A 23,730-nucleotide genomic window follows, 5' to 3' on the forward strand; every position below is an offset into this window, starting at 1 on the left:
CGCCCTCGTCGCGCCACCCCTGACGTCGCGCGGGTCCGGCTCCTAGAGTGCGGAGCATGCCCGAGGGAGACAGCGTCCACCGTCTCGCCGCCCGTCTGAGGCGGGCGGCGGACGGCCGCACCGTGGCGGACGGGGAGCTGCGCTCGGGCGACGCGGCCGGCAGCTCGCTCGAGGGCCTGCGGATCCTCGAGCACGACACCCACGGCAAGCACCTGCTCACCCGCTTCTCCGGTGATCTGACCCTGCACACCCACCTGCGGATGCAGGGCTCGTGGACGGTCACCTCACCCGGCCGCGCCGTCCCGCGGGCCGTGCAGAAGGACGTCCGCGTCCGGCTCCGGCTCGACGACGGGGTCACCCTCTGGGGCGTCGACCTCCCCGTCGTCGAGCTGCTGCCGACCCGCGACGAGGCACGCGCGGTCGGCCATCTCGGGCCGGATCCGCTCCGCGCCGACTGGAGCGCGGAGGAGGCCGTCGCCCGCCTCTCCGGCACACCGGAGCGGCCGGTCGTCGCCGCCCTGCTCGATCAGCGCCTGATGGCGGGCCTCGGCAACCTCTGGGCCAACGAGGTCTGCTTCCTCCGCGGGCTCTTCCCCTGGCGGCCCGTCGGCACCGTCGACGTCCGCGCCCTGGTCGCCACCGCCGCCCGAGGCCTGCGCGCGTCCGTCACTGTGCCCGGGATGTTCCAGACCACGACCGGCGACACCCGCCGCGGCGAGCGGCACTGGGTCGCGGGCCGCGCCGGCCGGCCGTGCCTGCGCTGCGGCACCACGGTCCTCGTCCGCGCCGAGGTCCGCGACGACCCGGAGCAGCGGCGCACCTGGTGGTGCCCGCACTGCCAGCCCGAGCTCCCCTGAGGCGGGCCGTGCCCTCGACCGCCCGCCTGCGTAGGCTGGGCGCAACGAGCGGAGGGGTGTCATGAGCGACAACGTCTGGGGGTCCCCGGACCCGTCGGCCCGGCGCGATCAGCCGTCGGCGACCGGGGTCGAGCGGAGCTCCGCAGCGCAGCCGCCCGCCGAGAACGCCGCCGAGAAGCCGGCGGAGGTCGAGCTCGCCCGCCCCGAGGACATCGAGCGGGCGCAGGCCGTCAAGGACCTCAAGCGCCGCCGCGACTTCGCCGGCTCGGTCGGCGGCTGGATGACCGTCTCCGCGATCAGCACCGGCGTCTGGTTCGCGACCGGCGCCGACGGCTACTTCTGGCCGATCTGGCCGATGCTCGGCATCGGCATCGGCGTGGCCAGCCAGGCGGCCGCCCTCTGGGGCCCGGCGAAGAAGGAGATCACCGAGGCGGACATCGCCGCCCAGATGCGCAAGCGCGAGCTCCGCGGCCGCTGACCCCCGACACGACGGAGGGGTGGATCTCGATACGCCCCTCCGGGGCTACTCGATCAGCATGATCTTCCTCCCGCGCCCCAGGTGACATCCCCTCGCAGACTCGCACCTCATACCGGCCGCGCCGCCGCTCCATGCTGGTCGAGCAGCCGCGCAGCGGCGTATCGAGACCCACCCACACGCAGCCCCGGCCCCACCCGGCACCCCCCTCCCAGGAGTCCCGTCGACCCCGGCTGCTAGGGTGCGTGTCGAGCGCGCCGACGTCCCGACGGCTGCGCTCACGGCACAGCGTGGCGCGCCGGACCCGAGGCGTGCCGCCTCCGGCACCGCCCACTGACGGTTTGGACACCCTTGGCCGACTCCTCCTCGCCCTCCTCCGCGCAGCCTCCCTTCGACGCGTCGCAGTTCCACGAGCTCCCGCCGAAGCGGCCCTCCCGCCGAGCCGTCGTGCTCGGCGCGGTCGGCGCCGGCCTCGGCCTCGTCGCCCTCGGCGGCGGCGGCTACGCCGCCTATCGCGCCCTGCAGCCCGACCAGCCCGGGGTCTCCGGCGAGCCGGGCACCCCGGCCGCCGAGCTCGACCTGCTGGCCGGCGTCCCGACTCCGACGCCCTCCTTCGGCCCGAACGGCACTCACTGGCCCTCGCGGACCCCGTGGTTCACCGGCGACGTCGACCTCGAGGTCGAGGTGGAGTGCTCCTGGTCGGCGATCAGCGAGGCCATCACCACGGCACTCGACACCGCGGGCCCTGCCGACACCGTCCGCATCCTCGTCGCACCGGGCGAGCTGCCCGGCGGCGGCGCCGGCTCGAGCTCGTCCCCGATGATGCAGGACATCGGCACGCTCGATCGCGACACCCGCGTCCTCGTCTACCCGCGCGACGGCTGGGGCACGGTCACCACCGCCAACTCCTGGCGCCTGCTCCGCGTCTACAACGTCGCGCTCGTCGGCATCGTCACCAACGGCGCCTTCCTCGCCTCCGGCTGCAGCAGCTCGGCCTTCGCGCGGATCACCACCAACGCCTACAACGTCTACGGCGTCGACGGCACCGACTTCACCGAGAACGTCGAGCTCGTCGAGGTGGTCGTCCCGGACGCCCAGCTCCGCGACGAGGACGTCTCGAGCATGCGCACCCCCACCGACGGCGCGGGCGGCCTCCGCCACATCTTCCGCATCGGCTGCTACACCGCCCCGGCGTACAAGGAGAAGGGCTCCGGCGCCCACACGGACACGGTGCAGTTCTCAGGCCAGGGCGGCAACTACTACGGCGACATCACGAGCATCGACTGCATCGACTTCGCCTCGACGAACACCGCGTTCCAGATCGGCTCGGCCGAGAACGTGCGCTACCAGCACTGCCTGGTCGTGGGAGCGGACGTCGTGAAGCGGGTCTTCCCGGTGCCGGACGAGGCCGACCAGGACGGCAGCTTCGGCGCCTCCAACGGCCCCGGCGTCGAGTTCGGCTGCTCGGCGCTCGACAGCACCTTCATCGGGCCGATGGGCGCCGCGACCTGGGCGTCGGTGACGAACTCGACCGCCGGCTACGAGACCAGCGGCGCGGCACCGAAGGAGGGCGAGTGGATCATCGACGAGTCGATCCTCGAGTGGAGCGCCGACGACGTGCACGAGCGCAGCCCGCAGGTGACGAGCGAGTACCTGGCCCAGATCTGGGCCTGACCGGCTGAGCACCGACCGTCCGACCACCTGGTCGCCTCACCGGCCGGGCGCCTGAGCGCGCGGCTGCCGGCGCTCAGCCCGCGTGCCGCCCGGCCCGCGCCGGACGCGTCAGCGCGACGAGCGGCGCCGGCACCGTGAAGAGCGGATCCCCCGGGATCAGCGCCAGCACCCGGCGGATCCCGAGCGAGAGCGCGACGATCGCCGCCGTGAGCACCAGCGGGTAGAGCAGCGCCGCCACCGGCTTCTCGAGCAGCCCCGTCAGCCAGGCGGCGTCCGGGTTCGCGACGAGCGACCACAGCCCGAGCAGCGGCACCTGCAGCAGGTAGATCGGCAGCGTCCGCCGTCCGATCGCCGAGCCGACCCGCGCCGCCGGCGCCCAGCGGCAGAGCAGAGCCGCGCAGGCCACGGCGAGCGGGATCGCGCTCGCGCTCACCACGAAGCCCGCGATCTGCCCGGCCGCCCCGTCGACGACGCGCCCGCCCACGACCGCCACCAGGAACACCCCGAGCGGCACGAGGAGCACCAGCACGCCCGGCCGCGAGAAGCGGCGCAGCTGCTCCGCCCCGAGGACGCCGAGCGCGAAGAAGACGAAGTTGGCCAGCAGCGCGTCGCCGAAGAGGATCACCCGCAGGTTCGTCGCGAGGAACCAGGCGGCGGTGCCGAGGAGCAGGATCCCCCACCACGGCACCCGCAGCGCCCGCAGCAGCACCAGCACGAGCGGGTAGAGCGCGAGCGCGAAGAGGAACCAGAGCGTGGTCGTCGGGAAGACGGACTGCAGGAGGACGCGGTCGAGCGAGTCGATCGAGTGCGGGAAGTCGGGGCGCGCGAGCAGGGCGAAGAACACGGCGTAGAGCACCACCCACACCGCGTAGAGGTAGTAGTTCGAAACGAGCCGCACCCGCGCGGAGCCGCGACGCCAGCCGCGCAGCAGACCGGACTGCGCGAGGAGCCCCGCCAGCGCGAAGAGGATCGGCATCCGGATGCGCCCGAGCGAGCCGCCGACCTGGTCCCAGAGCGCGGCGACCGAGGATCCCGGATCGGCGACGGTGGCGAAGCTCCAGATCAGGACGTGGAAGAGGACGACCGCCAGGACGCCGAGGCCGCGGGTCGTGTCGATCCAGGCGAGCCGCTCGCGCGCGACGAGCGCGTCCCCTGATCCCGTTGCCACGCGACCCAGTATGAGGGCTCGATGTGTCGCGGAAAACGCGACGTGCGGCGCGCGGCGTCGGTTCGCGGTGGCGGCTCGCGGCGTTCGGCCGCGCGCCGGCCGTCGGTTCGCGCCGTCAGCTCGCGCCGTCGAGCCGCCCGACCGCGGTGACCCGCACGACCGCGGCGCCCGCCTCGTCCGACTCCGCGAGATCGACCGTGGCGGAGATCCCCCAGTCGTGATCGCCGGCCGGATCGTCGAGGATCTGCCGCACCCGCCACTCGGTCGGCGTCTCGGTGACGAGCAGCATCTTCGGTCCGCGGGCGTCCGGCCCGATCCCGATCGAGTCGTGCTCGTCGTAGTAGTCGTCGAGCGCCTCACCCCAGGCGTCGGCGTCGAAGCCGGCCGCCGCGTCCAGCTCGCCGAGCGCCTCGTGGTCGTCCAGCGCCGCGAGCGTGACCCGCCGGAACAGCTCGTTGCGCACCAGCACCCGGAAGGCGCGCTGGTTCGCGGTCAGCCGGCGCGGAGCGGGCGGCACGATCGCCTGGTCGGCGGCGTGGAGGGCCGGGTTGACCAGCTCCTCCCACTCGTCGACCAGCGAGGAGTCGACCTGGCGCACCAGCTCGCCGAGCCACTCGATCAGATCGTGCAGCTCCTCGTTCTTGATCTCGTCCGGGATGGTCTGCCGGGCGGCCCGGAACGCGTCGGAGAGGTAGCGCAGCACGAGGCCCTCCGAGCGGGAGAGCTTGTAGAACGCGCAGTACTCGCCGAACGACATCGCCCGCTCGTACATGTCGCGCACGACCGACTTGGGCGAGAGCTCGAAGTCGCGCACCCACGGCTGCACGGCGGTGTAGGTCTCGAAGGTCGCCTCGAGCAGCTCCTGGAGCGGCTTCGGGTGCGTGACGCTCTCGAGCAGCTCCATCCGCTCCTCGTACTCGATGCCGTCCGCCTTCATCGCGGCGACCGCATCGCCCCTGGCCTGGAACTGCTGGGCGCCGAGGATCTGCCGCGGGTCGTCGAGCGTCGCCTCGAGCACCGAGATCACGTCCAGCGCGAAGGTCGGCGACTCCGGGTCGAGCACGTCGAACACGGCGAGCGCGAACGGCGAGAGCGGCTGGTTGAGCGCGAAGTTCGGCTGCAGGTCGACGGTCAGCCGGATGCGGACCACGCCGTCGGCGTCGACGATCTGCTCGACCACCTCCGCGGTGCGGAGCGTGCGGTAGATGCCCAGCGCACGTCGGGCCAGCTGCAGCTGCCGCTTCCACGGCTCGTGGTTGTCGAAGATCAGCGCGTGCACGTTCGCGAAGACGTCGCCGCCGCGCGCGATCACGTTGAGCAGCATCGCGGAGGTGATCGTCATGTGCGAGGTGAGCGTCTCGGGCTCCGCATCGACGAGCTTGCGGAAGCTCGGCTCGCCCCAGCTGACGAAGCCCTGCGGCGCGCGCTTGCCGACCCACTTGCGCCGCTTCTTCGGGTCGTCGCCCATCTTGTCGAGCGCCTTGCGGTTCTCCGACTCGTGCTCGGGCGCCTGCACCACCACGGTGCCCGCGGTGTCGTAGCCCGCGCGGCCGGCCCGCCCGGCGATCTGGTGGAACTCGCGGGCCGAGAGCTGGCGGCTCTTCACGCCGTCGTACTTGGTCAGTGCGCTGAGCAGCACCGTCCGGATCGGCACGTTGATCCCGACCCCGAGGGTGTCCGTGCCGCAGATCACCCGCAGCATGCCCTGCTGGGCCAGCTGCTCGACCAGGCGGCGGTACTTCGGCAGCATGCCCGCGTGGTGCACGCCGATCCCGAGCCGGAGCAGGCGCGAGAGGGTCTTGCCGAACGCGGTCGTGAAGCGGAAGCCGCCGATCACCTCCGCTATGCGGTCGCGGTGCTCGCGGGTGGCGATGTTCGCGCTGGTCAGCGCCTGCGCGCGCTCGAGCGCGGCGGCCTGGGAGAAGTGCACGATGTAGACCGGCGCCTGGTTCGTCGAGAGCAGCTCCTCGATCGAGTCGTGGATCGGCGCGATCTCGTAGAAGAAGTGCAGCGGCACCGGCCGCTCGACCCCGGTGACCGTCGCGGTCTCGCGCCCCGTCCGCCGGGTGAGATCCGCGGCGAGCGCCGTCACGTCGCCCAGCGTCGCCGACATCAGCACGAACTGCACGTGCGGCAGCGTCAGCAGCGGCACCTGCCAGGCCCAGCCGCGGGCCGGGTCGGCGTAGAAGTGGAACTCGTCCATCACGACCTGGTCGACGTCGGTCTCGGCGCCGTGCCGCAGTGCCAGGTTCGCGAGGATCTCGGCGGTGCAGCAGATGATCGGCGCGTCCGGATTCACCGAGGAGTCGCCGGTCACCATGCCGACGTTCGCGGCGCCGAAGACGTCGACCAGTGCGAAGAACTTCTCCGAGACGAGGGCCTTGATCGGCGCGGTGTAGTAGCTGCGCCGCCCGTTCGCCAGCGCGGCGGCGTGCGCCCCGATCGCGACCAGCGACTTCCCGGTGCCCGTCGGCGTCGACAGGATCAGGTTCGCCCCCGACGAGATCTCGATCATCGACTCGTCCTGCGCCGGGTACAGCGGGAGCCCGCGCGCCTCGGCCCACTCCGTGAACGCCAGGTACACCGCGTCGTCGTCGACGCGCCCGTCGGCGTCGGGCGTCGGCATCCGTTCGAGCAGCGTCAGACTCATCCCCCCATCCTCCCCGAGTTTCCTGCGCAGGCCAGCCGCGGCTCGAGTAGTCGCGCAGCGCCCCCTCCACGCCGGCCGAGTAGCCGCGCAGCGACCCTTCCATGCCGGCCGAGCAGCCGCGCAGCGGCGTATCGAGACCCACCCACCGGACGACGGTGGATCTCGATACGCCCTCTCCGAGGGCTACTCGATCAGCATGCTGATGCCGCTGAGCGGACGCGGAGCGGCCGTCCCTGCCGGATGAGCAGCCGCGCAGCGGCCCCTCCATGCTGGTCGAGTAGCCGCGCAGCGGCGTATCGAGACCCACCCACCGGACGACGGCGGATCTCGATACGCCCTCTCCGAGGGCTACTCGATCAGCATGCTGTTTCCAGCCGCTCAGCCGCGGAGCGGCGTAACGAGACGGCCCGCGGGTCAGGCGAGCGCGCGCTCGACGTACGGGCGCAGGTCGGCGGCGAGGCGCAGCTCGCCGGCGGCCTCGGCGTCGAGGAGGGTCCGCGCGTCGTCCGCGCGGCGCTCGACGAACCAGCGGCGCAGCGGCACGGCGCGCTCAGGGCGCGAGAGCAGCTCGATCGCGTCGCCGGCCTCGATGCTCCCCCGGTGCAGGACCCGCAGGTAGGCGCCGGTGCGCCCCTCGTCGGCGAAGCGCTTGACCCAGTGCGGCTCGCCGAGCACGCGCTGGAAGGTCGCGCACGGCGTCCGCGGCATCGTCACCTCGACCTCGACCTTCTCGCCGATCCGCCAGCGCTCCCCGATCACGGCGCCGATGAGATCCAGCCCCTCGACGCGCAGGTTCTCGCCGAACCGTCCGGGGGGCATCTCGTAGCCGAGCCGCTCCGCCCACCACTCGGCGTCTTCACGGGCGTAGGCGTAGAGGGCCTTCGCCTCGCCGCCGTGGTGCGCGCGGTCGGCCTGCACGTCGGCGTAGACGCCGAGATCGCGGATGACGACCGGCCCCTCGACGGGGCGCTTGTCGATGGCGGTCACGCCGACCAGGCCCGGGTCCGGGAGCAGGCGGTCGACGCGGCAGACGGCGAGGAGTCGGGGCATGCGGTCATGCTCTCACCGCACGGGCCTGCTCGCGCGCAGAGGCTCGCCGGTGGGCGATGCGCAGGTGCTCGCCGCGTAGGCTCGCCGGGTGCGCGCCGCCCTCCCCGCTCCCCGTTTCGATCCGCTCGTCCTCGACGGCCTCGCGGAGGGCTACGCCGGCGACACCGGCGCCCGGGAGCACGCGGAAGGCCTCCGCTTCGACGGCGTCGACCTCACCGGAGCGGACCTGACGGCCGCGTCCTTCAGCGAGTGCGTGCTCGACGGCGTGGTCCTCGAGCGGGCGCAGCTGCGGGCCGCCTCCCTCGTGGAATCGCGGCTCGAGCGGCTGGACGTGCCGGGGCTGTCCGCGCCCCGCAGCCGCTGGCGCTCGATCGAGCTCGCGTCCTCCCGGCTGGGCTCGGCCGAGCTCTACGAGAGCACCTTCGAGCAGGTCCGCATCACGGACTGCAAGCTCGGCTACGTCAACCTGCGCGGAGCGACCCTGCGCGACGTCCTCTTCGAGCGCTGCACGATCGACGAGCTCGACCTCGGCGGGGCCACCGGTTCGCGAGTGGCCTTCACCGACTGCGACGTCCGCTCCCTCGAACTGCCCGGCGCGAAGATCCAGGACCTCGACCTGCGCGGCGCCGAGCTGCACGTGCTCGGCGGTCTCGACGGACTCCGCGGCGTCGCGCTCACGGAGCTGCAGCTCAGCCTGATGCTGCCGCTGTTCTCCGAGCACTTCGGCGTGCGGATCCTCGGCTGAGGCGCACCGCCGGTCCTATGCGCGCCGTCGCCCGATCCGCCGGCTGAGCGCGCGGCGCCCGAGCAGGAACACTCCGAGCACGATCGACGTGACGACCACGAAGCTCAGCTGCACGCCCTGCCCGGAGAGCACCCGCAGCAGCATCCCGCCGGCCACGGTCACGACCCAGACCACGAGGCCGGAGACGAGGATGCGATCCGGCGTCCGCCAGGCGCGCGCGATCACCCAGCCCAGCAGCAGCGCCGCGAGGAAGGGCCAGAGCGTCACGAGGAAGCCCTCGAGCACCGAGTCGCCGTCGTGCGTCCGCCGCCCGATCAGCACGAAGACCGCGACGAGGAGGACGTCCACCGCCAGGCCGAGCCCGGCGCGGCGGGTCACGCCGGCTCCGTCACGAAGTCGATCAGCTGCTCGACCCGGCCGAGCAGCGCGGGCTCCAGGTCCTTGAAGGTCCGGACCTGCCCGAGGATGCGCTGCCAGGCGCGCGCGATGTCGGCCTGCTCGTCGTGCGGCCAGCCGAGCGCCTGGCAGATGCCCTTCTTCCACTCGATCGAGCGCGGGACGTCGGGCCAGCGCTCGAGGCCGACGCGGGCCGGCTTGACCGCCTGCCAGACGTCGACGAAGGGGTGCCCGACCACGAGGACGTGCGCGCCGTGCGGGCCGGCGGCGACCGCGTCGGCGATCCGCGACTCCTTCGATCCGCGCACGAGGTGGTCGACGAGCACGCCGATCCGCCGTCCCGGCCCGGGGGCGAAGGCTCGGACCAGCTCGTCGAGGTTGTCCACGCCCTCGATGTACTCGACGACCACGCCCTCGATCCGCAGGTCGTGCCCCCAGACCTTCTCCACCAGCTCGGCGTCGTGGCGGCCCTCGACGTAGATGCGGCTCGGCAGCGCGACGCGCGCCTTCGCGTCCGCGACGTGGAAGGAGCCGGAGGCGGAGCGCGCCCGGCCGAGGTTCGCGTCGCGCTTGAGGCCGGGCGCCTTGAGCGACACCGGCTTGCCGTCGATCAGGAAGCCGGGGCCGATCGGGAAGACGCGGACCTTGCCGAAGCGGTCCTCGAGCTTCACCATCCGCAGCTCCACGCCGACGACGGCGCCGACGAATCCGGAGGCGATCTCCTCGACCACGAGATCGCGCTCGGCCTCGACCACCGCGACCTCGACCGTGTTCTTCGCCCGCCAGTTCCCGGCGAGCACGTCCTGCCCGTACCTGTCCTCGTCCATCGCCTCGAGGGTAGCCCGCTGCTGCGGATGATCATCACTCTCGATTGCCCGAATGTATTGCGATGCGTTTATGGATCTGGTCCACTGGTCCTGGCCGCCGACCGGTGGCCGCGTTCCTCGAAAGGCAGCACCATGAGCAGCACCGACCTCCACGCCGAGCACGACCTCACCGAGCACCAGCACGGCGACGGCTGCGGCCACACCACCGTCCAGCACGACGACCACGTCGACTACGCGCACGGCACCCACCGCCACGCCCTGCACGGCGACCACTACGACGAGCACGGCGCCCACGCCGAGCACGTCGCCGCCGCCGACCAGTCCTGACCCGTTCGGCGGCATGCTGGTCGAGTAGCGCGAAGCGCGTATCGAGACCCACCCTCCAGACGACGGTGGATCTCGATACGCCCTCTCCGAGGGCTACTCGATCAGCATGAGCGAGCCGCCCATGCAGGACGGCAGGCGGCCCCGCCTGCCGGCGAGCACGATGCCGCCGCAGCCCTTGCATGCTGGTCGAGTAGCCGCGCAGCGGCGTATCGAGACCCCGCCGCCCGCGAGCATGACGCCGCGAGACCCCGCTCCCAGCCGCGGTGAGTAGGCTGACGGGGATACAACGTGCTCCGGGGTCGGTGAGAGTCCGAACCGGCGGTGACAGTCCGCGAGCCGCTGACCACTTCGGTGGGAGGCGGTTGACCTGGTGGAATTCCGGGACCGACGGTGAAAGTCCGGATGGGAGGCAGCACGAGCGTCGCGCGCGAGCGCGGCGCTGAACGACGGTGCCCGCGCACCGCCGCTCGCACCCCGGAGTTCGGCGACGAACGGAACCGGGAATGACGATCGACTTCGAGCACGCGATGCGCAGGGCGCTGGCCCTCGCCGAGCGCGGCCCCTCGCGCGGCGTGAATCCGCGCGTCGGCTGCGTCCTCCTCGCGCCCGACGGCACCGTGCTCGCCGAGGGCTGGCACCACGGCGCCGGCACCGCGCACGCCGAGGTCGACGCCCTCTCCGCCCTCGCCCCCGGCGCCGCGACCGGCGCCACCGCCGTCGTCTCCCTCGAGCCCTGCAACCACACCGGCCGCACCGGCCCCTGCAGCCGGGCCCTTATCGACGCCGGCGTCGCCCGCGTGGTCTACGCCGTCGGCGACCCCGGCGACCGCTCGGCCGGCGGCGGCGACACCCTGCGCGCGGCCGGCGTCGAGGTGATCGAGGGCGTCCTCGCCGAGGAGGCGGAGGAGTTCCTGCACGTCTGGCTCGCCGCGACCCGCCGCCGCCGCCCCTGGGTGACCCTCAAGTGGGCGTCCACGCTCGACGGCCGCACCGCCGCCGCCGACGGCAGCAGCCGCTGGATCACCGGCGCCGCGGCCCGCCAGCGCGTGCACGAGCAGCGCGCCGCCGCCGACGCGATCCTCGTCGGCACCGGCACGGTCCTCGCCGACGACCCGAGCCTCACCGCCCGCGGCGACGCCGGCGAGCTCCTCGCCGAGCAGCCGCTCCCCATCGTCGTCGGCATCCGCGCCGTCCCCGTCGGCGCCCGCGTCCTCGAGCACCCGCGCCCCCCGGTCCTCGAGCGCACTCACGACCTCGCCGCGGTCCTCGACCGCCTCTACGACGCCGAGATCCGCCACGTCTACGTCGAGGGCGGCCCGACGCTGGCCTCCGCCCTCGTCGCCGGCGGACTCGTCGACGAGTTCCTCGTCTACCTCGCCCCGGCGCTGCTCGGCGGCCCGCGCCTCGCCCTCGACGACCTCGGCGTCGCGAGCATCGCCGGCGCGCACCGCCTCGATCTCCGCTCCGTGGAGGTCCTCGGCGGCGACCTCCTCGTCACCGCCCGGCCGGGCTCCCCCGCCCGCCGGCAGCCCGCCCCGCAGAAGGAGTCCTGATGTTCACCGGAATCATCGAGGAGGTCGGCGTCGTCACGGCCGTCTCGGCAGGGACCGACGCGATCCGCCTGACCGTGCGCGGCCCGCTGGCCGTCGAGGGCGCCCGGCACGGCGACTCCATCGCGGTCTCGGGCGTCTGCCTCACCGTCGTCGACCAGTCGGCGGACGGCTTCACCGCCGATGTGATGGCGCAGACCCTGCGGATGTCCACGCTCGACGGCGTCGCGGTCGGCGACCCCGTCAACCTCGAGCGCGCGGCGCTGGTCGGCGACCGCCTCGGCGGCCACATCGTCCAGGGCCACATCGACGGCACCGCGACGCTGCTCGCGGTCACCCCCGGCGACGCCTGGCGCGTGCTGCGCTTCTCCCTCCCCGCCGAGGCCGCCCCGCTCGTCACCGACAAGGGCTCGATCGCGGTCGACGGCGTCTCGCTGACGGTCTCGGCGATCAGCCCCGCCACCGAGCCGGAGCAGTGGTTCGAGGTCTCGCTCATCCCCGAGACGCTCGCCGCCACCACCCTCGGCGCCCGCGCCGTCGGCGACCGCGTCAACATCGAGACCGACATCCTCGCCCGCCACGTCGAGCGGATGCTCGCGCTGCGGTCCGCCGCCGACGAAGGAGGCCGGGCATGAGCCTCGCCACGATCCCCGAGGCCGTCGCGGCCCTGCGCGCCGGCCGGCCGATCATCGTCGCCGACGACGAGGGCCGCGAGAACGAGGGCGACGTCATCGTCTCGGCCCAGCTCGCCAGCCAGGAGACGATCGCCTGGATGGTGCGCCACTCCTCCGGCTTCATCTGCGCGCCGATGACGAACGAGATCGCCGACCGCCTGGAGCTTCCGCTGATGGTCGTCGACAACGAGGACCCGCGCGGCACCGCCTACACGATCTCGGTCGACGCCGCCGACCGCCTCTCCACCGGCATCAGCGCGTCCGACCGCGCGCACACGCTCCGCGTGCTGGCCGACCCGGAGGCGACCCCGGCGCGACTGCACCGGCCCGGCCACATCCTGCCGCTGCGCGCCGTCGAGGGCGGCGTGCGCGAGCGCGACGGCCACACGGAGGCCGCCGTCGACCTGATGAAGCTCGCCGGGCTCGAGCCCGTCGGCGCCATCTCGGAGATCGTGGCCGAGGACGGCGAGATGATGCGCCTCCCCGGCCTGATCGCCCTCGGCGAGCGCGAGGGCGTGCCGGTGACCACGGTGGCCGCCCTGATCGCCTACCTCGAGGAGCACCACGCCGAGCTGGACGCCTCGAGCGTGGAACCCGCCCGGGACACCCCGCGGGTGATCTTCGAGGTCGAGACGACCGTGCCGACCACGCACGGGCCGTTCCGGCTGCGCGCCTACCGCGACCGCCAGACCGGCGCCGACCACGTCGCCGTCGTGGCGGGCGGCATCGGCGACGGCCACGGCACGCTCGTGCGGGTGCACTCCGAGTGCCTCACCGGCGAGGCCTTCGGCTCGCTGAAGTGCGAGTGCGGACCGCAGCTCGACGCCGCGCTCGACACGATCCAGCGCGACGGCGGCGTCGTGATCTACCTCCGCGGGCACGAGGGCCGCGGCATCGGCCTGATCAACAAGCTCCGCGCCTACCGCCTCCAGGAGGACGGGCTCGACACCCTCGACGCCAACCTCGCCCTCGGCCTGCCCGCCGACGCCCGCGACTACGGCGCCGCCGTCGGCATCCTCGAGGACCTCGGCGTCACCGACGTCCGCCTGCTCACCAACAACCCGGAGAAGGTGCGCCAGCTCACCGACCGCGGCATCACCGTGTCCGAGCGCGTGCCGCTGGTGGCCGGCGTCGGCGCCTTCAACCAGGGCTACCTCGCGACCAAGCGCGACCGGATGGGCCACTTCAGCGATCTCGACCCCCTCGTCGGACTCGACCCCCTCGACGCCGGACCCGCCGGCGCGACACCGAAGGAGTAAGCCATGGCCGGTAGCGGCGCCCCCACCACCTCCCCCGTCGACGGGAGCGGCCTCCGCGTCGTCGTCGTCGCGGGGACCTGGCACCAGCAGATCAGCGACGGGCTGATCGCCGGCGCGAAGGCCGCGCTCGACGAGTCCGGCGCCTCCTGGTCGCTCGTGCGCGTCCCGGGCTCGTTCGAGCTGCCGGTGGCCGCGAAGGCCGCCCTCGAGGCCGGCGCCGACGCGGTGGTCGCCCTCGGCGTCATCATCCGCGGCGGCACCCCGCACTTCGAGTACGTCTCGGACGCGGCGACCTCGGGGCTGACGAACGTCTCGATCCAGACCGGCAAGCCGGTCGGCTTCGGCGTGCTCACCCTCGACACCGAGCAGCAGGGCATCGACCGCGCCGGCCTGCCCGGTTCGAAGGAGGACAAGGGCCGCGAGGCGGCGGAGGCGGCGATCGCGACCGCGCTCGTCCTCCGCGAGCTGCGCGGCTAGCCGCGACCCCGCGCGCCGACGCCCCCCTTGTCGGGGGCGTCGGCGCACTTCGCGGAGAGGCGCTCTTGCTGAGAAGACCCGGAGTAAAGTGGACGGGTCGTCACGAGCGGCCCTACCCTCCCTCCCCCTCGGCCCCCGCGGCCCGCAGCGCCCGATCGACGCCGCCCCCGCCGGCACCGGGAGACCCCTCCACCGGAGCAGCCCTCTTCCATGTCTTCTTCCCGTACCGCAGCCGACGCTCCCGCCGCCGCCCCGCAGAACTCCCGGGGCCGGGTCATCCTGGCGAGCCTCATCGGCACCTCGATCGAGTTCTACGACTTCTACGCCTACGCGACGGCCGCCGTCCTGGTCTTCCCGTCGCTCTTCTTCGTCAATGAGGACCCGGCGGTCGCCCTCCTCGCCTCCTTCGCGGTCTTCGGCGTCGCCTTCATCGCCCGCCCGATCGGGTCGATCATCTTCGGCCACTTCGGCGACCGCGTCGGCCGCAAGGGGACCCTCGTCGCCTCGCTGCTCACGATGGGCATCGCGACCTTCCTGATCGGCTGCCTGCCGACCGCCCTCACGCCGGGCTGGGAGTTCCTCGCTCCGTTCCTGCTCGTCGTGATGCGCTTCTGCCAGGGCCTCGGCCTCGGCGGCGAGTGGTCCGGCGCCGCGCTCCTCGCGACCGAGAACGCTCCCGCGAACAAGCGCGCCATCTACGGCACGTTCCCTCAGCTCGGCGCCCCGATCGGCTTCATCGTCGCGAATGTGCTCTTCCTCGTGCTGGCGAGCACCATGAGCGACGAGACCTTCGCGGCCTGGGGCTGGCGCGTGCCGTTCCTCGCGAGCGCCGTGCTGGTGATCGTCGGCCTCTACGTGCGCCTCAAGCTCGTCGAGACCCCCGCCTTCCAGAAGGTCGTCGACAACGGCGAGGTGGCCAAGCTGCCGCTCGCCCGCGTCTTCAAGACCAGCTGGCGCCCGCTCATCCTCGGCACGTTCATCATGCTGGCGACCTATGTGCTCTTCTACCTGATGACCACGTTCACGCTGACCTACGGCACCACGCCCTCCGACGCGGCGACCCCGGGCCTCGGCTACAGCCGCAACGACTTCCTGATCATGCTGATCGTCGGCGTCGTCTTCTTCGGGATCTTCACGCTCGTCTCCGGCCCGCTGGCCGAGAAGTTCGGCCGCCGCCGCACGCTGCTCGTCGTCACCTCGGCGATCCTCGTCTTCGGCCTGCTCTTCGTCCCGCTGTTCAGTGGCGGCTTCGCCGGCGTGATGGCGGTGCTGATCCTCGGCTTCACGCTGATGGGACTCACCTTCGGCCCGATGGGCGCCGTCCTGCCCGAGCTGTTCCCGACCAACGTCCGCTACACCGGCTCGGCGATGTCGTACAACCTGGCGTCGATCCTCGGAGCGGCGCTCGCGCCGATCATCGCGGTGGCGCTCTGGCAGTCGGCCGGCGGCAGCACGCTGCTGGTGGGCCTCTACCTCAGCGGCGCGGCGGTGCTCACGCTCATCGCGCTGCTGCTCTCGAAGGAGACGCAGCACACGGCGTACCACGACAACGTGTCGTAGGACGCTCCTGCTCACCGCCTGTCCGGCCCGTCGGTTCCCCCGGCGGGCCGGACCCGTCTCCGGGCCCGTGCGAGAGGACGCGGCGCCGACCCTTCATGCTGGTCGACCCTTCATGCCGGTCGACCCTCCATGCGGGTCGACCCTTCATGCTGGTCGACCCTTCTCATGCTGGTCGAGTAGCCCCGCAGGGGCGTATCAAGACCCACCGTGGTCAGCAGGGCCGGTCCGCAGACTCGCGTTCTGACGCCGGCGGATCTCGAGACGCCCGCTCCGCCGGCTACTCGATCAGCATGGCGTCCCGTCCCGATCGAGGGCCGGTTCGCAGCCACGAAGGGGCAAGATGGACGGCGGTCCACAAGAAGTACGGCAAGGCGTGAGCGAGGACGAACGAGCGATGAGCAGCACCACGGAGAGCACGCGCGGCGGACGGCGGCCCCGCCGCGGCAAGGACGACGGACCCCGCGCCTCCTTCTCGCAGCTCGTCCCCTACCTGCTGGAGCACCGCGGCATCCTCTCGGTCGTGGTGGTGCTCAGCCTGTTCGGCGCCGCCGCCAGCCTCGCCCAGCCGCTCGTCGTCGGCCAGGTCATCACCCGCGTGCAGGACGGCCTCGACCTCGGCCCGCTGGTCTGGGCGCTCCTCGTGCTCGTCGTCGCCTCCGGCCTCATCTCCGGCTTCGCGCACTACCTGCTCCAGCGCACCGGTGAGGGGATCGTGCTCTCCAGCCGCCGCCGGCTCGTCGCGCGGCTGCTCCGCCTGCCGATCCGCGAGTTCGACGCCCGCCGCACCGGCGACCTCGTCTCGCGCGTCGGCTCCGACTCCACGCTCCTGCGTGCCGTGCTCACCCAGGGCCTCGTCGACTCGATCGCGGGCTCGCTGCTCTTCGTCGGCGCGATCGTCGCCATGGCGATCATCGACTGGGTGCTGCTGCTGATCATCGTCGTGGTCGTCGCCGTGGCCCTCGGCGCGGCCCTCACCCTCGGCCGCGGCATCCGCGTCGCCAGCCGGAAGGCGCAGGAGAAGGTCGGTGATCTCGCCGCCGCCGTCGAGCGCGCGATCAGCGCCGTCCGCACCATCCGCGCCGCCGGCGCCACCGACCGCGAGATCGCCGTCGTCGACACGCACGCGACCGAGGCCTACCGCCTCGGCATCCGCGTCGCGCACATCTCGGCGCTCGTCGTCCCGGTCGCCGGGATCGCGATGCAGGTCGCCTTCCTCGCCGTGCTGGGCGTCGGCGGGTACCGCGTCGCCTCGGGCGCGATCGACATCGCGCAGCTGGTGTCGTTCATCCTCTTCCTCTTCATGATGGTGATGCCGCTGGGCAACTTCATCGGCGCGATCACCTCGGTCAACTCGGCGCTCGGCGCGCTCGGCCGGATCCAGGAGATCATCGACCTGCCGATCGAGGGCGACGGCGAGCGCGACGGCGGCGGCCTCGGCCCGGGCGTCGCCGACTCCGCGATCGCCTTCGACGACGTCGTCTTCTCCTACGACGAGAAGGCACTCGACGCCGACGAGGACGCGCGCGACCGCACCGTCCTGCGCGGCGTCTCCTTCACCGTCCCGCGCGGCAAGCGCACCGCCCTGGTCGGCCCGTCCGGCGCCGGCAAGAGCACGATCCTCGCGCTGATCGAGCGCTTCTACGACCCCGAGGCCGGCGTGGTCCGGCTCGGCGGTGTCGACATCACCGCCATCGACCGCGACGCGCTCCGCGCGCAGATCGGCTACGTCGAGCAGGACGCGCCGGTGCTGGCCGGCACCCTCCGCGAGAACCTCGTGCTCGGCCGACCGGACGCCTCCGACGAGGACTGCCTGCGGGTGCTCGAGGCCGTGAACCTCACCGACGTGCTCGAGCGCAACCCGCTCGGCCTGAACGCCCCCGTCGGCGAGAGCGGCGTCATGCTCTCGGGCGGCGAGCGCCAGCGCCTCGCCATCGGGCGCGCGCTCCTCGCGGCCCCGCCGATCCTGCTGCTCGACGAGTCCACCTCGAGCCTGGACGGCCTCAACGAGCAGCGCCTGCGGCTCGCGATCGACTCCGTGGCCGAGAACCGGACGCTGCTCGTCATCGCGCACCGCCTGTCGACGGTCGTCGACTCCGACCAGATCGTGGTGCTGCAGAAGGGCGAGGTCGTCGGGATCGGCACGCACTCCGAGCTCGTCGAGTCGACGCCGCTCTACCGCGACCTGGCCAAGCACCAGCTGCTGGTCTGAGCGCGGCCCCCGCCCGGTCAGCGCGGCGGCATCCGCAGCGCGCCGTCGAGGCGGATCACCTCGCCGTTGAGCATCGGGTTCTCGATCACGTGGCGCACGAGCGCGGCGAACTCCGACGGCCTCCCGAGCCGGGCGGGGTGCGGCACCGCCTCGCCGAGGGCGGTGCGCGCCGCCTCCCGCAGCCCGGCGAGCAGCGGGGTGTCGAAGGTGCCGGGCGCGATCGAGACGACCCGGATCAGCGCGGCCGCCAGTTCGCGCGCCAGCGGCAGGGTCAGCGCGGCCACGGCGCCCTTCGAGGCGGCGTAGGCCGCCTGCCCGATCTGCCCCTCGAAGGCGGCGATCGACGAGGTGGTGACCAGGACCCCGCGCTCCCCCTCGACCGGCTCGCCCTCGGCGATCGCGGCCGCCGCGAGCCGCAGGACGTTCAGCGTGCCGACGGTGTTGATCCGCAGGACCCGCTCGAAGGCGTCGAGCGACAGCGGCCCGTCACGGCCGAGGAGCCGGCCCGGGGTGGCGACGCCGGCGCAGGTCACCGCGATCCGCAGCCCCTCGGCGGCCGTCACGGCCCGCTGGACGGCGTCGCCGTCGAGGACGTCGCCCGCGATCCGGAGGACCGACTCCGGCAGGTCGGCGCTGTCGAGCGCCGCCGGCAGGTCGAGCACCACGACCCGGGCTCCTGCGTCGGCGAAGGCTCGCGCGGTCGCGGCCCCGAGCCCCGAGGCTCCCCCGGAGACCAGCGCCGCGCAGCCCTCGACGCGCATCAGGGGGCGATCGTCGGGGCGGGCGCGTCGGTGGAGAGCGCCTCGGCGGAGCAGTCGGTGAGGGTGCGGTCGTAGTCGGCGATCGCCTCCTGCGCGGCCAGCCACTCCGTCTCGCTGAGCGAGCCGTCCGGCGCCGGAGGCCGCTCGTTGAGGCCGTAGCGTGCGAGGCACCGGGTGATCAGCTGGGAGACCTCATCACCCTCGGTCACCGCTCCGGTCGCGACGGGCGTCGGCTCGGTCGCCCGGATCGTCCGCGCGGGCGTGGCACCGGAGTCGGGCACCTCGGCCGGGTCCAGCGTGCAGCCCGCGAGCGGGGCCAGCAGCAGCACGGCCGCGACGGCCGACGGCAGGCGGGCGGCGCGGAGCCGGGAGCGCTCGGGCATGGACGACCTCGGGAGTGGATGACGGCGGAGGACGGCAGGGCGCCGGAGGAGCGGTGCCGGCCGGGTTCGTGGCGAGCGTAGCGCAGGCGCTCGGACCGGGGCGTCCGGGGTGCGCGGAACGACGGGCCGCGGCCCTGACGGGGGGTCAGGGCGCCGCGAGCGCCCACATCGCGACCGCACTCGCCGCCGCGACGTTCAGCGAGTCGATCCCGTGCCGCATCGGGATCTGCACCGCGACGTCCGCGGCGGCCAGCGCCTCCTCGGTGAGCCCCTCCCCCTCGGTGCCGAGCACGAGCGCGACCCGCTCCGGGGTGGCCGCCGCGAAGTCGCGCAGCGGCACCGCCTCCGGGGTCAGCGCCATCGCGGCGATCGTGAAGCCGGCCCCGTGCAGCAGCGCGCGCGTGCTCGGCCAGTCGCCGACCCGCGTCCAGGGCACCTGCAGCACCGTGCCCATGCTGACGCGGATCGCCCGGCGGTAGAAGGGGTCGGAGCAGCGCGGCGTCACCAGCACGGCGTCGGCGCCGATCGCGCCGACCGAGCGGAAGATCGCGCCGACGTTGGTCGGGTCGACCACGTTCTCGAGCACGACCACGCGGCGCGCGCCGGCGAGCAGCTCCGCGGGGTCGGCCAGCACCGGCCGGTCCAGCGCGGCGATCAGGCCGCGGTGCAGCGTGTAGCCGGTCAGCTCGGCCAGCAGCTCGCCGGGCCCGGTGAACACCGGCACGTCGCGGTCGCCGAGCAGCCGCTCGGCCTTCTCGACCGAGCCGCCGAGCGAGAGCACCGAGCGCGGCCGGTGCCCGGCGGCGAGCGCGCGCTCGAGCACCAGCGCCGACTCCGCGAGGTAGAGCCCGTGCGGGCCGCGGGCGTTCTTCAGCGCGACGTCTGTGGTGTGCGCGTAGTCGCGCAGCCGCGGGTCCTCGAGCGAGCGGACCTCGATCAGCTCCACGGATCAGGCGAAGGGGTCGGGGGTGAGCGTGTACTTGGTGCTGAGGTACTCGTGGATGCCCTCGAGCCCGCCCTCGCGGCCGAGCCCCGACTGCTTGACCCCGCCGAAGGGCGCCGCGGCGTTCGAGACGACGCCGACGTTCAGGCCCATCATCCCGGTGGCGAGCCGCTCGATCATCCGCTGGCCGCGGGCGAGGTCGCGGGTGAAGACGTACGAGACGAGTCCGAACTCGGTGTCGTTGGCGAGGGCGACCGCCTCGTCCTCGTCGCGGAACGGCACGATCGCGAGGACCGGGCCGAAGATCTCGGTGCGCAGGATCTCGCTGCCGGGCGCGACCCCCGCGAGCACCGTCGGCTCGTAGAAGTGCCCCGCTCCGTCGATGCCGTGCCCGCCGACCCGGACCTCGGCGCCGCGCTCGACGGCGTCCCGGACCAGCGAGGAGGCCTTCTCGACGGCGCGGTCGTCGATCAGCGGACCGATCGTGACGCCCGACTCGGTCCCGCGGCCGACGGTCAGCGCGCGGACGCGCTCCGTGACGCGGGCCGCGAACTCCTCGGCGATCGACTCGTGCACGAAGAAGCGGTTGGCGGCGGTGCAGGCCTGGCCGATGTTGCGGAACTTCGCGAGCATCGCGCCCTCGACCGCGCGGTCGAGATCGGCGTCCTCGAAGACGACGAACGGCGCGTTGCCGCCGAGCTCCATCGAGGTGCGCAGCACGCCCTCGGCCGCCTGCTGCAGCAGCGTCCGCCCGACCGGCGTCGAGCCGGTGAAGGAGAGCTTGCGCAGCCGCGGGTCCGAAAGGATCGGCTCCGACACCGCGCCGGCCGAGGAGGTGGTGACCACGTTGACGACGCCGTCCGGCACCCCCGCCTCCGCGAGCAGGGCGGCGAAGGCGAGCGTCGTCAGCGGCGTCAGCTCGGCCGGCTTCACCACGACGGTGCAGCCGGCGGCGAGGGCCGGGGCGATCTTGCGGGTCGCCATCGCGAGCGGGAAGTTCCACGGGGTGATCAGGTAGCACGGGCCGATCGGGTGCTGCGAGACGATCATCCGCCCCGTGCCCTCCGGGTTGACGCCGTAGCGACCCGAGATGCGCACCGCCTCCTCGCTGAACCAGCGGAGGAACTCGCCCCCGTAGGCGACCTCGCCGAGCGCCTCGGCGAACGGCTTGCCCATCTCCAGCGTCATCAGCAGGGCGAAGTCGTCCTTGCGCTCCTGCAGCAGGTCGAAGGCGCGGCGGAGGATCTCCGCGCGCTTCCGGGGCGCGGTCGCGGCCCAGGCCGGCCCCGCCTCGACGGCGGCGTCGAGCGCCCGCAGGCCGTCCTCCGGGGTCGCGTCGGCGATGGTGCGGATCACCCCGCCGGTGGCCGGATCCTCGACGTCGATCGTGCCGCCGCCCGAGCCGTCGACCCAGGCGCCGCCGATGAGCAGCTGCGACGGGACGCGGGCGAGCAGGGCCGCCTCGGCGGCGCTTCGAACGACGGAATCACTCACGAGAACACTCTTCCTGTGCGGATCGAGTCGCGCGGACCCCGCACGACGATGCTTCTCAGTCTACGACCGCCCCCGGACGCACCTCAGGAGCCGGTCGCCCCTGTGGACGACGGAGCCCCTGTGGAGGAGGGAAGCACGGTGGAGGAGACCTCGACGCGCACACCCGCCTCGGCCAGCTCGCGCAGCGCCGCGGCGCTCGCCTCGGGCGAGACCCCGGCGACGAGGTCGGAGAGCACGCGCACCTCCAGGCCGGCCGCGCGCGCATCGAGGGCCGAGGCCCGCACGCAGTAGTCGGTGGCGAGCCCGACGACGTCGAGCTCGGTCACGCCCAGGTGCTCGAGCAGCGCCGGCACCGGCGCGCCGTCGTCCGCGGTCCCCTCGAAGGCCGAGTAGGACGGGCGGCCCTGGCCCTTGCGGATGTGCACGTCGACCGCGTCGACAGCGAGCGCCGGGTGGTACTCCGCACCGGCCGTCCCCGCGACGCAGTGCACCGGCCAGGTGTCGACGAAGTCGGGCTGGGCGGCGAAGTGCCCACCGTTGTCGGAGTCGCCGTCGTGCCAGTCGCGCGAGGCGAGCACCGTCGTGTAGCGGCCGGCGATCGCGGCGAGGTATGCGGTGATCCCCTCGGCGACGCGGGTGCCGCCGGCGACGGCGAGGGCGCCCTCCTCGGTGAAGTCGTTCTGCACGTCGACGATCAGGAGTGCCGTGGTCATGGTGGTCCTCTCGGAGCGGGAGCAGTGGGGGCGGGTCGGTCAGGAGTCGGAGAGCGCGCCGCCGCAGCGGTAGACGCCGGTGACGAGCGTGTCGATGGCGGTCTTCGCCGAGTCGGAGACGTCGCCGAGCGCGTAGACGGCGAAGGTGAGCGCGGTGCCGTCCTGGGCGTCGACGACGCCGGCGAGCGTGTAGCCGGTGTCGATCCAGCCGGTCTTCGCGCGGACGGCGCCGTCGGCCACCGCGCTGTCGCCGGCGAAGCGGTCGGCGTAGGAGAGCGAGCCGGTGCGCCCCGAGACCGGGAGGCCGTCGAGGAGGACGCCGAGCTGCCCCTCCCTGGCGTGGATCTTCCGCAGCAGGCTCGTGAAGTACGCCGGAGCCACCGCGTTGTCGTCGCTGAGCCCCGAGCCGTCGACGATCGTGATCCCGGCCGTGTCCACTCCGTAGCCGGCGAGGCCCTGAAGGACGCCCGCCTGCTCGGCGCCGAAGTCGTTGCCCGAGCCCGTGCGGATCGCGACCAGCCGCGCGAGCATCTCGGCGATCGCGTTGTCCGAGACGAGCAGCATCTGCTGCACGAGGGTGCTCACCGGGGCCGACTCGACGGTGCCGAGCACCCGCGCTCCAGCCGGGGCGGTGCCGGTGCTCACCGTCGGCGAGCCGGACAGCTCGTCCGCGAAGGCGTCGCCCGCCCGGCCGATCGGGTCCTCGCCACGGCGGGAGGTGGCGGCGCTCGAGTCCGCCCGGTCGCCGTCGACCTGCAGGGCGGTGATCTCGGGCATGTAGCCGTCGGTCTGCTCCTTGCGGTTCCAGCTCGGCTGCCAGGTGTCGCCGGAGTAGAGCGAGGCGTCGAGCACGACCGAGGAGATCGTGGCGCCCGCGGTCGCCGGGTCGGCGTCCCAGGCGGCCTCGACCTGCGCGGCGAGGTCGTCGAGGTGCGCGGCGCCGGCGTAGACCGACTCCTGACCGCTCGGCAGGCGGCTCAGCGTGAGGTCTCCCCCGCCGACCAGCACGACGCTGCCGGGAGCGTCGCCCGCGACCACGGTCGTGGCGATCCGGGTGTCCGGGCCGAGGACGGCGAGCGCGCTGGCGGCGGTGAGGATCTTCAGGGCGGAGGCGGTGCGCGAGGCGGTCGTGCCGCCGCGGTCGAAGAGCACCTCGCCGGTCGCCGCATCGACGACCCGCGCCTGCATCGAGCCGAGGCGCGGATCCGCCGCGAGCTCGGCGACGGAGCAGGTGCGCAGCGCCTCGGCGGTCTCGGTGCCGGCGGGCCGGGCGGTCGGCGTCGGCGTCGCTGTGGCCGTCGTCGCGGCGGCGGGTGCCGAGGCGGTGGGCGCCGCGGAGGGAGTCGCCGTGCGGCCGATCGCCGTCCCGGCGCCGAAGGCTCCGACGCCCAGCAGCACGGCGACGACGGCTGCGGCGGCCACGAGGGCGCGCGGTCGGCGGCGGGGCGGGGTGTCGGTCATCCGGACCAGGGTAACGAACCGGGATCGACGGGGCCTGGGGGCCGGAGATACGGGGCGATGGCTGCACTCGCGGCTGC

General features: G+C 73.4%; 22 protein-coding genes and 1 riboswitch. Of the genes, 11 read left to right on the forward strand and 11 right to left on the reverse strand.

Going from position 1 to position 23,730, the window contains the following annotated elements; translation table 11 throughout:
• Window positions 1–56 precede the first annotated feature (56 nt).
• The 3 genes from MT353_RS17580 to MT353_RS17590 all read left to right on the forward strand — a co-directional run bounded on the left by MT353_RS17580 (window position 57) and on the right by MT353_RS17590 (window position 3,006).
• On the forward strand, window positions 57–857 hold the full coding sequence (locus tag MT353_RS17580; protein ID WP_243625462.1) for an Fpg/Nei family DNA glycosylase: 801 nt from the start codon (window positions 57–59) through the stop codon (window positions 855–857).
• 61 nt (window positions 858–918) lie between these two features.
• Window positions 919–1,335 (forward strand): 2TM domain-containing protein, encoded by a 417-nt coding sequence (locus MT353_RS17585; RefSeq protein WP_243598468.1) that lies wholly within the window; start codon window positions 919–921, stop codon window positions 1,333–1,335.
• 348 nt (window positions 1,336–1,683) lie between these two features.
• Entirely contained in the window at window positions 1,684–3,006 is a 1,323-nt protein-coding gene (locus MT353_RS17590; protein ID WP_123705176.1) for a hypothetical protein, read from the forward strand.
• A gap of 73 nt (window positions 3,007–3,079) precedes the next feature.
• Here MT353_RS17590 and MT353_RS17595 read toward each other — a convergent pair whose 3' ends face one another.
• From MT353_RS17595 to MT353_RS17605, 3 genes are all read right to left on the reverse strand, one after another.
• Window positions 3,080–4,174: an acyltransferase gene (locus MT353_RS17595; RefSeq protein WP_243625463.1), complete on the reverse strand. Its 1,095-nt coding sequence runs from the start codon at window positions 4,172–4,174 to the stop codon at window positions 3,080–3,082.
• A gap of 115 nt (window positions 4,175–4,289) precedes the next feature.
• Entirely contained in the window at window positions 4,290–6,824 is a 2,535-nt protein-coding gene (locus MT353_RS17600; RefSeq protein ID WP_243625464.1) for an RNA helicase, read from the reverse strand.
• A 414-nt stretch (window positions 6,825–7,238) separates the two neighbouring features.
• Window positions 7,239–7,874, reverse strand: coding sequence for an MOSC domain-containing protein (locus MT353_RS17605; protein WP_243598465.1), 636 nt, complete (start codon window positions 7,872–7,874; stop codon window positions 7,239–7,241).
• An 88-nt stretch (window positions 7,875–7,962) separates the two neighbouring features.
• Here MT353_RS17605 and MT353_RS22040 point away from each other — a divergent pair, with 88 nt between their 5' ends.
• A complete protein-coding gene (locus MT353_RS22040; RefSeq protein WP_243625465.1) occupies window positions 7,963–8,619 on the forward strand; it encodes a pentapeptide repeat-containing protein in 657 nt (218 codons plus the stop codon).
• Window positions 8,620–8,634: 15 nt separating this feature from the next.
• Here MT353_RS22040 and MT353_RS17615 read toward each other — a convergent pair whose 3' ends face one another.
• Together MT353_RS17615 and MT353_RS17620 are read right to left on the reverse strand one after the other, a co-directional pair.
• Complete coding sequence (locus MT353_RS17615) at window positions 8,635–8,997, reverse strand: DUF3054 domain-containing protein (RefSeq protein WP_243625466.1); 363 nt, start codon at window positions 8,995–8,997, stop codon at window positions 8,635–8,637.
• Window positions 8,994–9,842 (reverse strand): DUF3097 domain-containing protein, encoded by an 849-nt coding sequence (locus MT353_RS17620; RefSeq protein ID WP_243598462.1) that lies wholly within the window; start codon window positions 9,840–9,842, stop codon window positions 8,994–8,996. The genes MT353_RS17615 and MT353_RS17620 overlap by 4 nt, the downstream gene beginning before the upstream one ends.
• 132 nt (window positions 9,843–9,974) lie before the next feature.
• On the opposite strand from MT353_RS17620, the gene MT353_RS17625 reads away from it, so the two are divergent.
• The 7 genes from MT353_RS17625 (at window position 9,975) to MT353_RS17655 (ending at window position 17,898) form a co-directional block, all read left to right on the forward strand.
• Entirely contained in the window at window positions 9,975–10,169 is a 195-nt protein-coding gene (locus MT353_RS17625; protein ID WP_123447667.1) for a zinc transporter permease, read from the forward strand.
• Window positions 10,170–10,454: 285 nt separating this feature from the next.
• Window positions 10,455–10,588, forward strand: a riboswitch (FMN riboswitch).
• Between the two features lie 84 nt (window positions 10,589–10,672).
• Window positions 10,673–11,722 (forward strand): bifunctional diaminohydroxyphosphoribosylaminopyrimidine deaminase/5-amino-6-(5-phosphoribosylamino)uracil reductase RibD, encoded by a 1,050-nt coding sequence (gene ribD / locus MT353_RS17630; RefSeq protein WP_243625467.1) that lies wholly within the window; start codon window positions 10,673–10,675, stop codon window positions 11,720–11,722.
• Complete coding sequence (locus tag MT353_RS17635) at window positions 11,722–12,354, forward strand: riboflavin synthase (protein WP_132437687.1); 633 nt, start codon at window positions 11,722–11,724, stop codon at window positions 12,352–12,354. Before ribD ends, MT353_RS17635 begins: the two co-directional genes overlap by 1 nt.
• On the forward strand, window positions 12,351–13,652 hold the full coding sequence (ribA, locus tag MT353_RS17640) for a GTP cyclohydrolase II (RefSeq protein ID WP_243625468.1): 1,302 nt from the start codon (window positions 12,351–12,353) through the stop codon (window positions 13,650–13,652). Before MT353_RS17635 ends, ribA begins: the two co-directional genes overlap by 4 nt.
• A 3-nt stretch (window positions 13,653–13,655) precedes the next feature.
• Complete coding sequence (gene ribH, locus MT353_RS17645; RefSeq protein WP_123447670.1) at window positions 13,656–14,129, forward strand: 6,7-dimethyl-8-ribityllumazine synthase; 474 nt, start codon at window positions 13,656–13,658, stop codon at window positions 14,127–14,129.
• A gap of 210 nt (window positions 14,130–14,339) precedes the next feature.
• Window positions 14,340–15,689 (forward strand): MFS transporter, encoded by a 1,350-nt coding sequence (locus MT353_RS17650; RefSeq protein ID WP_123705187.1) that lies wholly within the window; start codon window positions 14,340–14,342, stop codon window positions 15,687–15,689.
• Between the two features lie 394 nt (window positions 15,690–16,083).
• Window positions 16,084–17,898, forward strand: a complete 1,815-nt coding sequence (locus tag MT353_RS17655) for an ABC transporter ATP-binding protein (protein WP_243625469.1) — start codon at window positions 16,084–16,086, stop codon at window positions 17,896–17,898.
• 17 nt (window positions 17,899–17,915) lie between these two features.
• On the opposite strand, the gene MT353_RS17660 is transcribed toward MT353_RS17655, so the two are convergent.
• The 6 genes from MT353_RS17660 to dacB all read right to left on the reverse strand — a co-directional run bounded on the left by MT353_RS17660 (window position 17,916) and on the right by dacB (window position 23,653).
• Window positions 17,916–18,659, reverse strand: a complete 744-nt coding sequence (locus MT353_RS17660) for an SDR family NAD(P)-dependent oxidoreductase (RefSeq protein ID WP_243625470.1) — start codon at window positions 18,657–18,659, stop codon at window positions 17,916–17,918.
• Entirely contained in the window at window positions 18,659–19,042 is a 384-nt protein-coding gene (locus MT353_RS17665) for a hypothetical protein (RefSeq protein WP_243625471.1), read from the reverse strand. Before MT353_RS17665 ends, MT353_RS17660 begins: the two co-directional genes overlap by 1 nt.
• Window positions 19,043–19,187: 145 nt before the next feature.
• Window positions 19,188–19,988 carry an RNA methyltransferase gene (locus MT353_RS17670; RefSeq protein WP_243625472.1) on the reverse strand — a complete coding sequence of 267 codons (801 nt, stop codon included), beginning with the start codon at window positions 19,986–19,988 and terminating at the stop codon, window positions 19,188–19,190.
• A gap of 3 nt (window positions 19,989–19,991) precedes the next feature.
• Window positions 19,992–21,479, reverse strand: coding sequence for an NAD-dependent succinate-semialdehyde dehydrogenase (locus tag MT353_RS17675; RefSeq protein ID WP_243625473.1), 1,488 nt, complete (start codon window positions 21,477–21,479; stop codon window positions 19,992–19,994).
• Between the two features lie 83 nt (window positions 21,480–21,562).
• Window positions 21,563–22,192: an isochorismatase family protein gene (locus MT353_RS17680; RefSeq protein ID WP_243625474.1), complete on the reverse strand. Its 630-nt coding sequence runs from the start codon at window positions 22,190–22,192 to the stop codon at window positions 21,563–21,565.
• A gap of 39 nt (window positions 22,193–22,231) precedes the next feature.
• Window positions 22,232–23,653 carry a D-alanyl-D-alanine carboxypeptidase/D-alanyl-D-alanine-endopeptidase gene (gene dacB, locus MT353_RS17685; protein WP_243625475.1) on the reverse strand — a complete coding sequence of 474 codons (1,422 nt, stop codon included), beginning with the start codon at window positions 23,651–23,653 and terminating at the stop codon, window positions 22,232–22,234.
• Between the last annotated feature and the right edge of the window lie 77 nt (window positions 23,654–23,730).

Origin of the sequence: Rathayibacter sp. VKM Ac-2927 (genome assembly GCF_022815525.1) — a bacterium.
In the GTDB taxonomy this organism is placed as follows: domain Bacteria; phylum Actinomycetota; class Actinomycetes; order Actinomycetales; family Microbacteriaceae; genus Rathayibacter; species Rathayibacter festucae.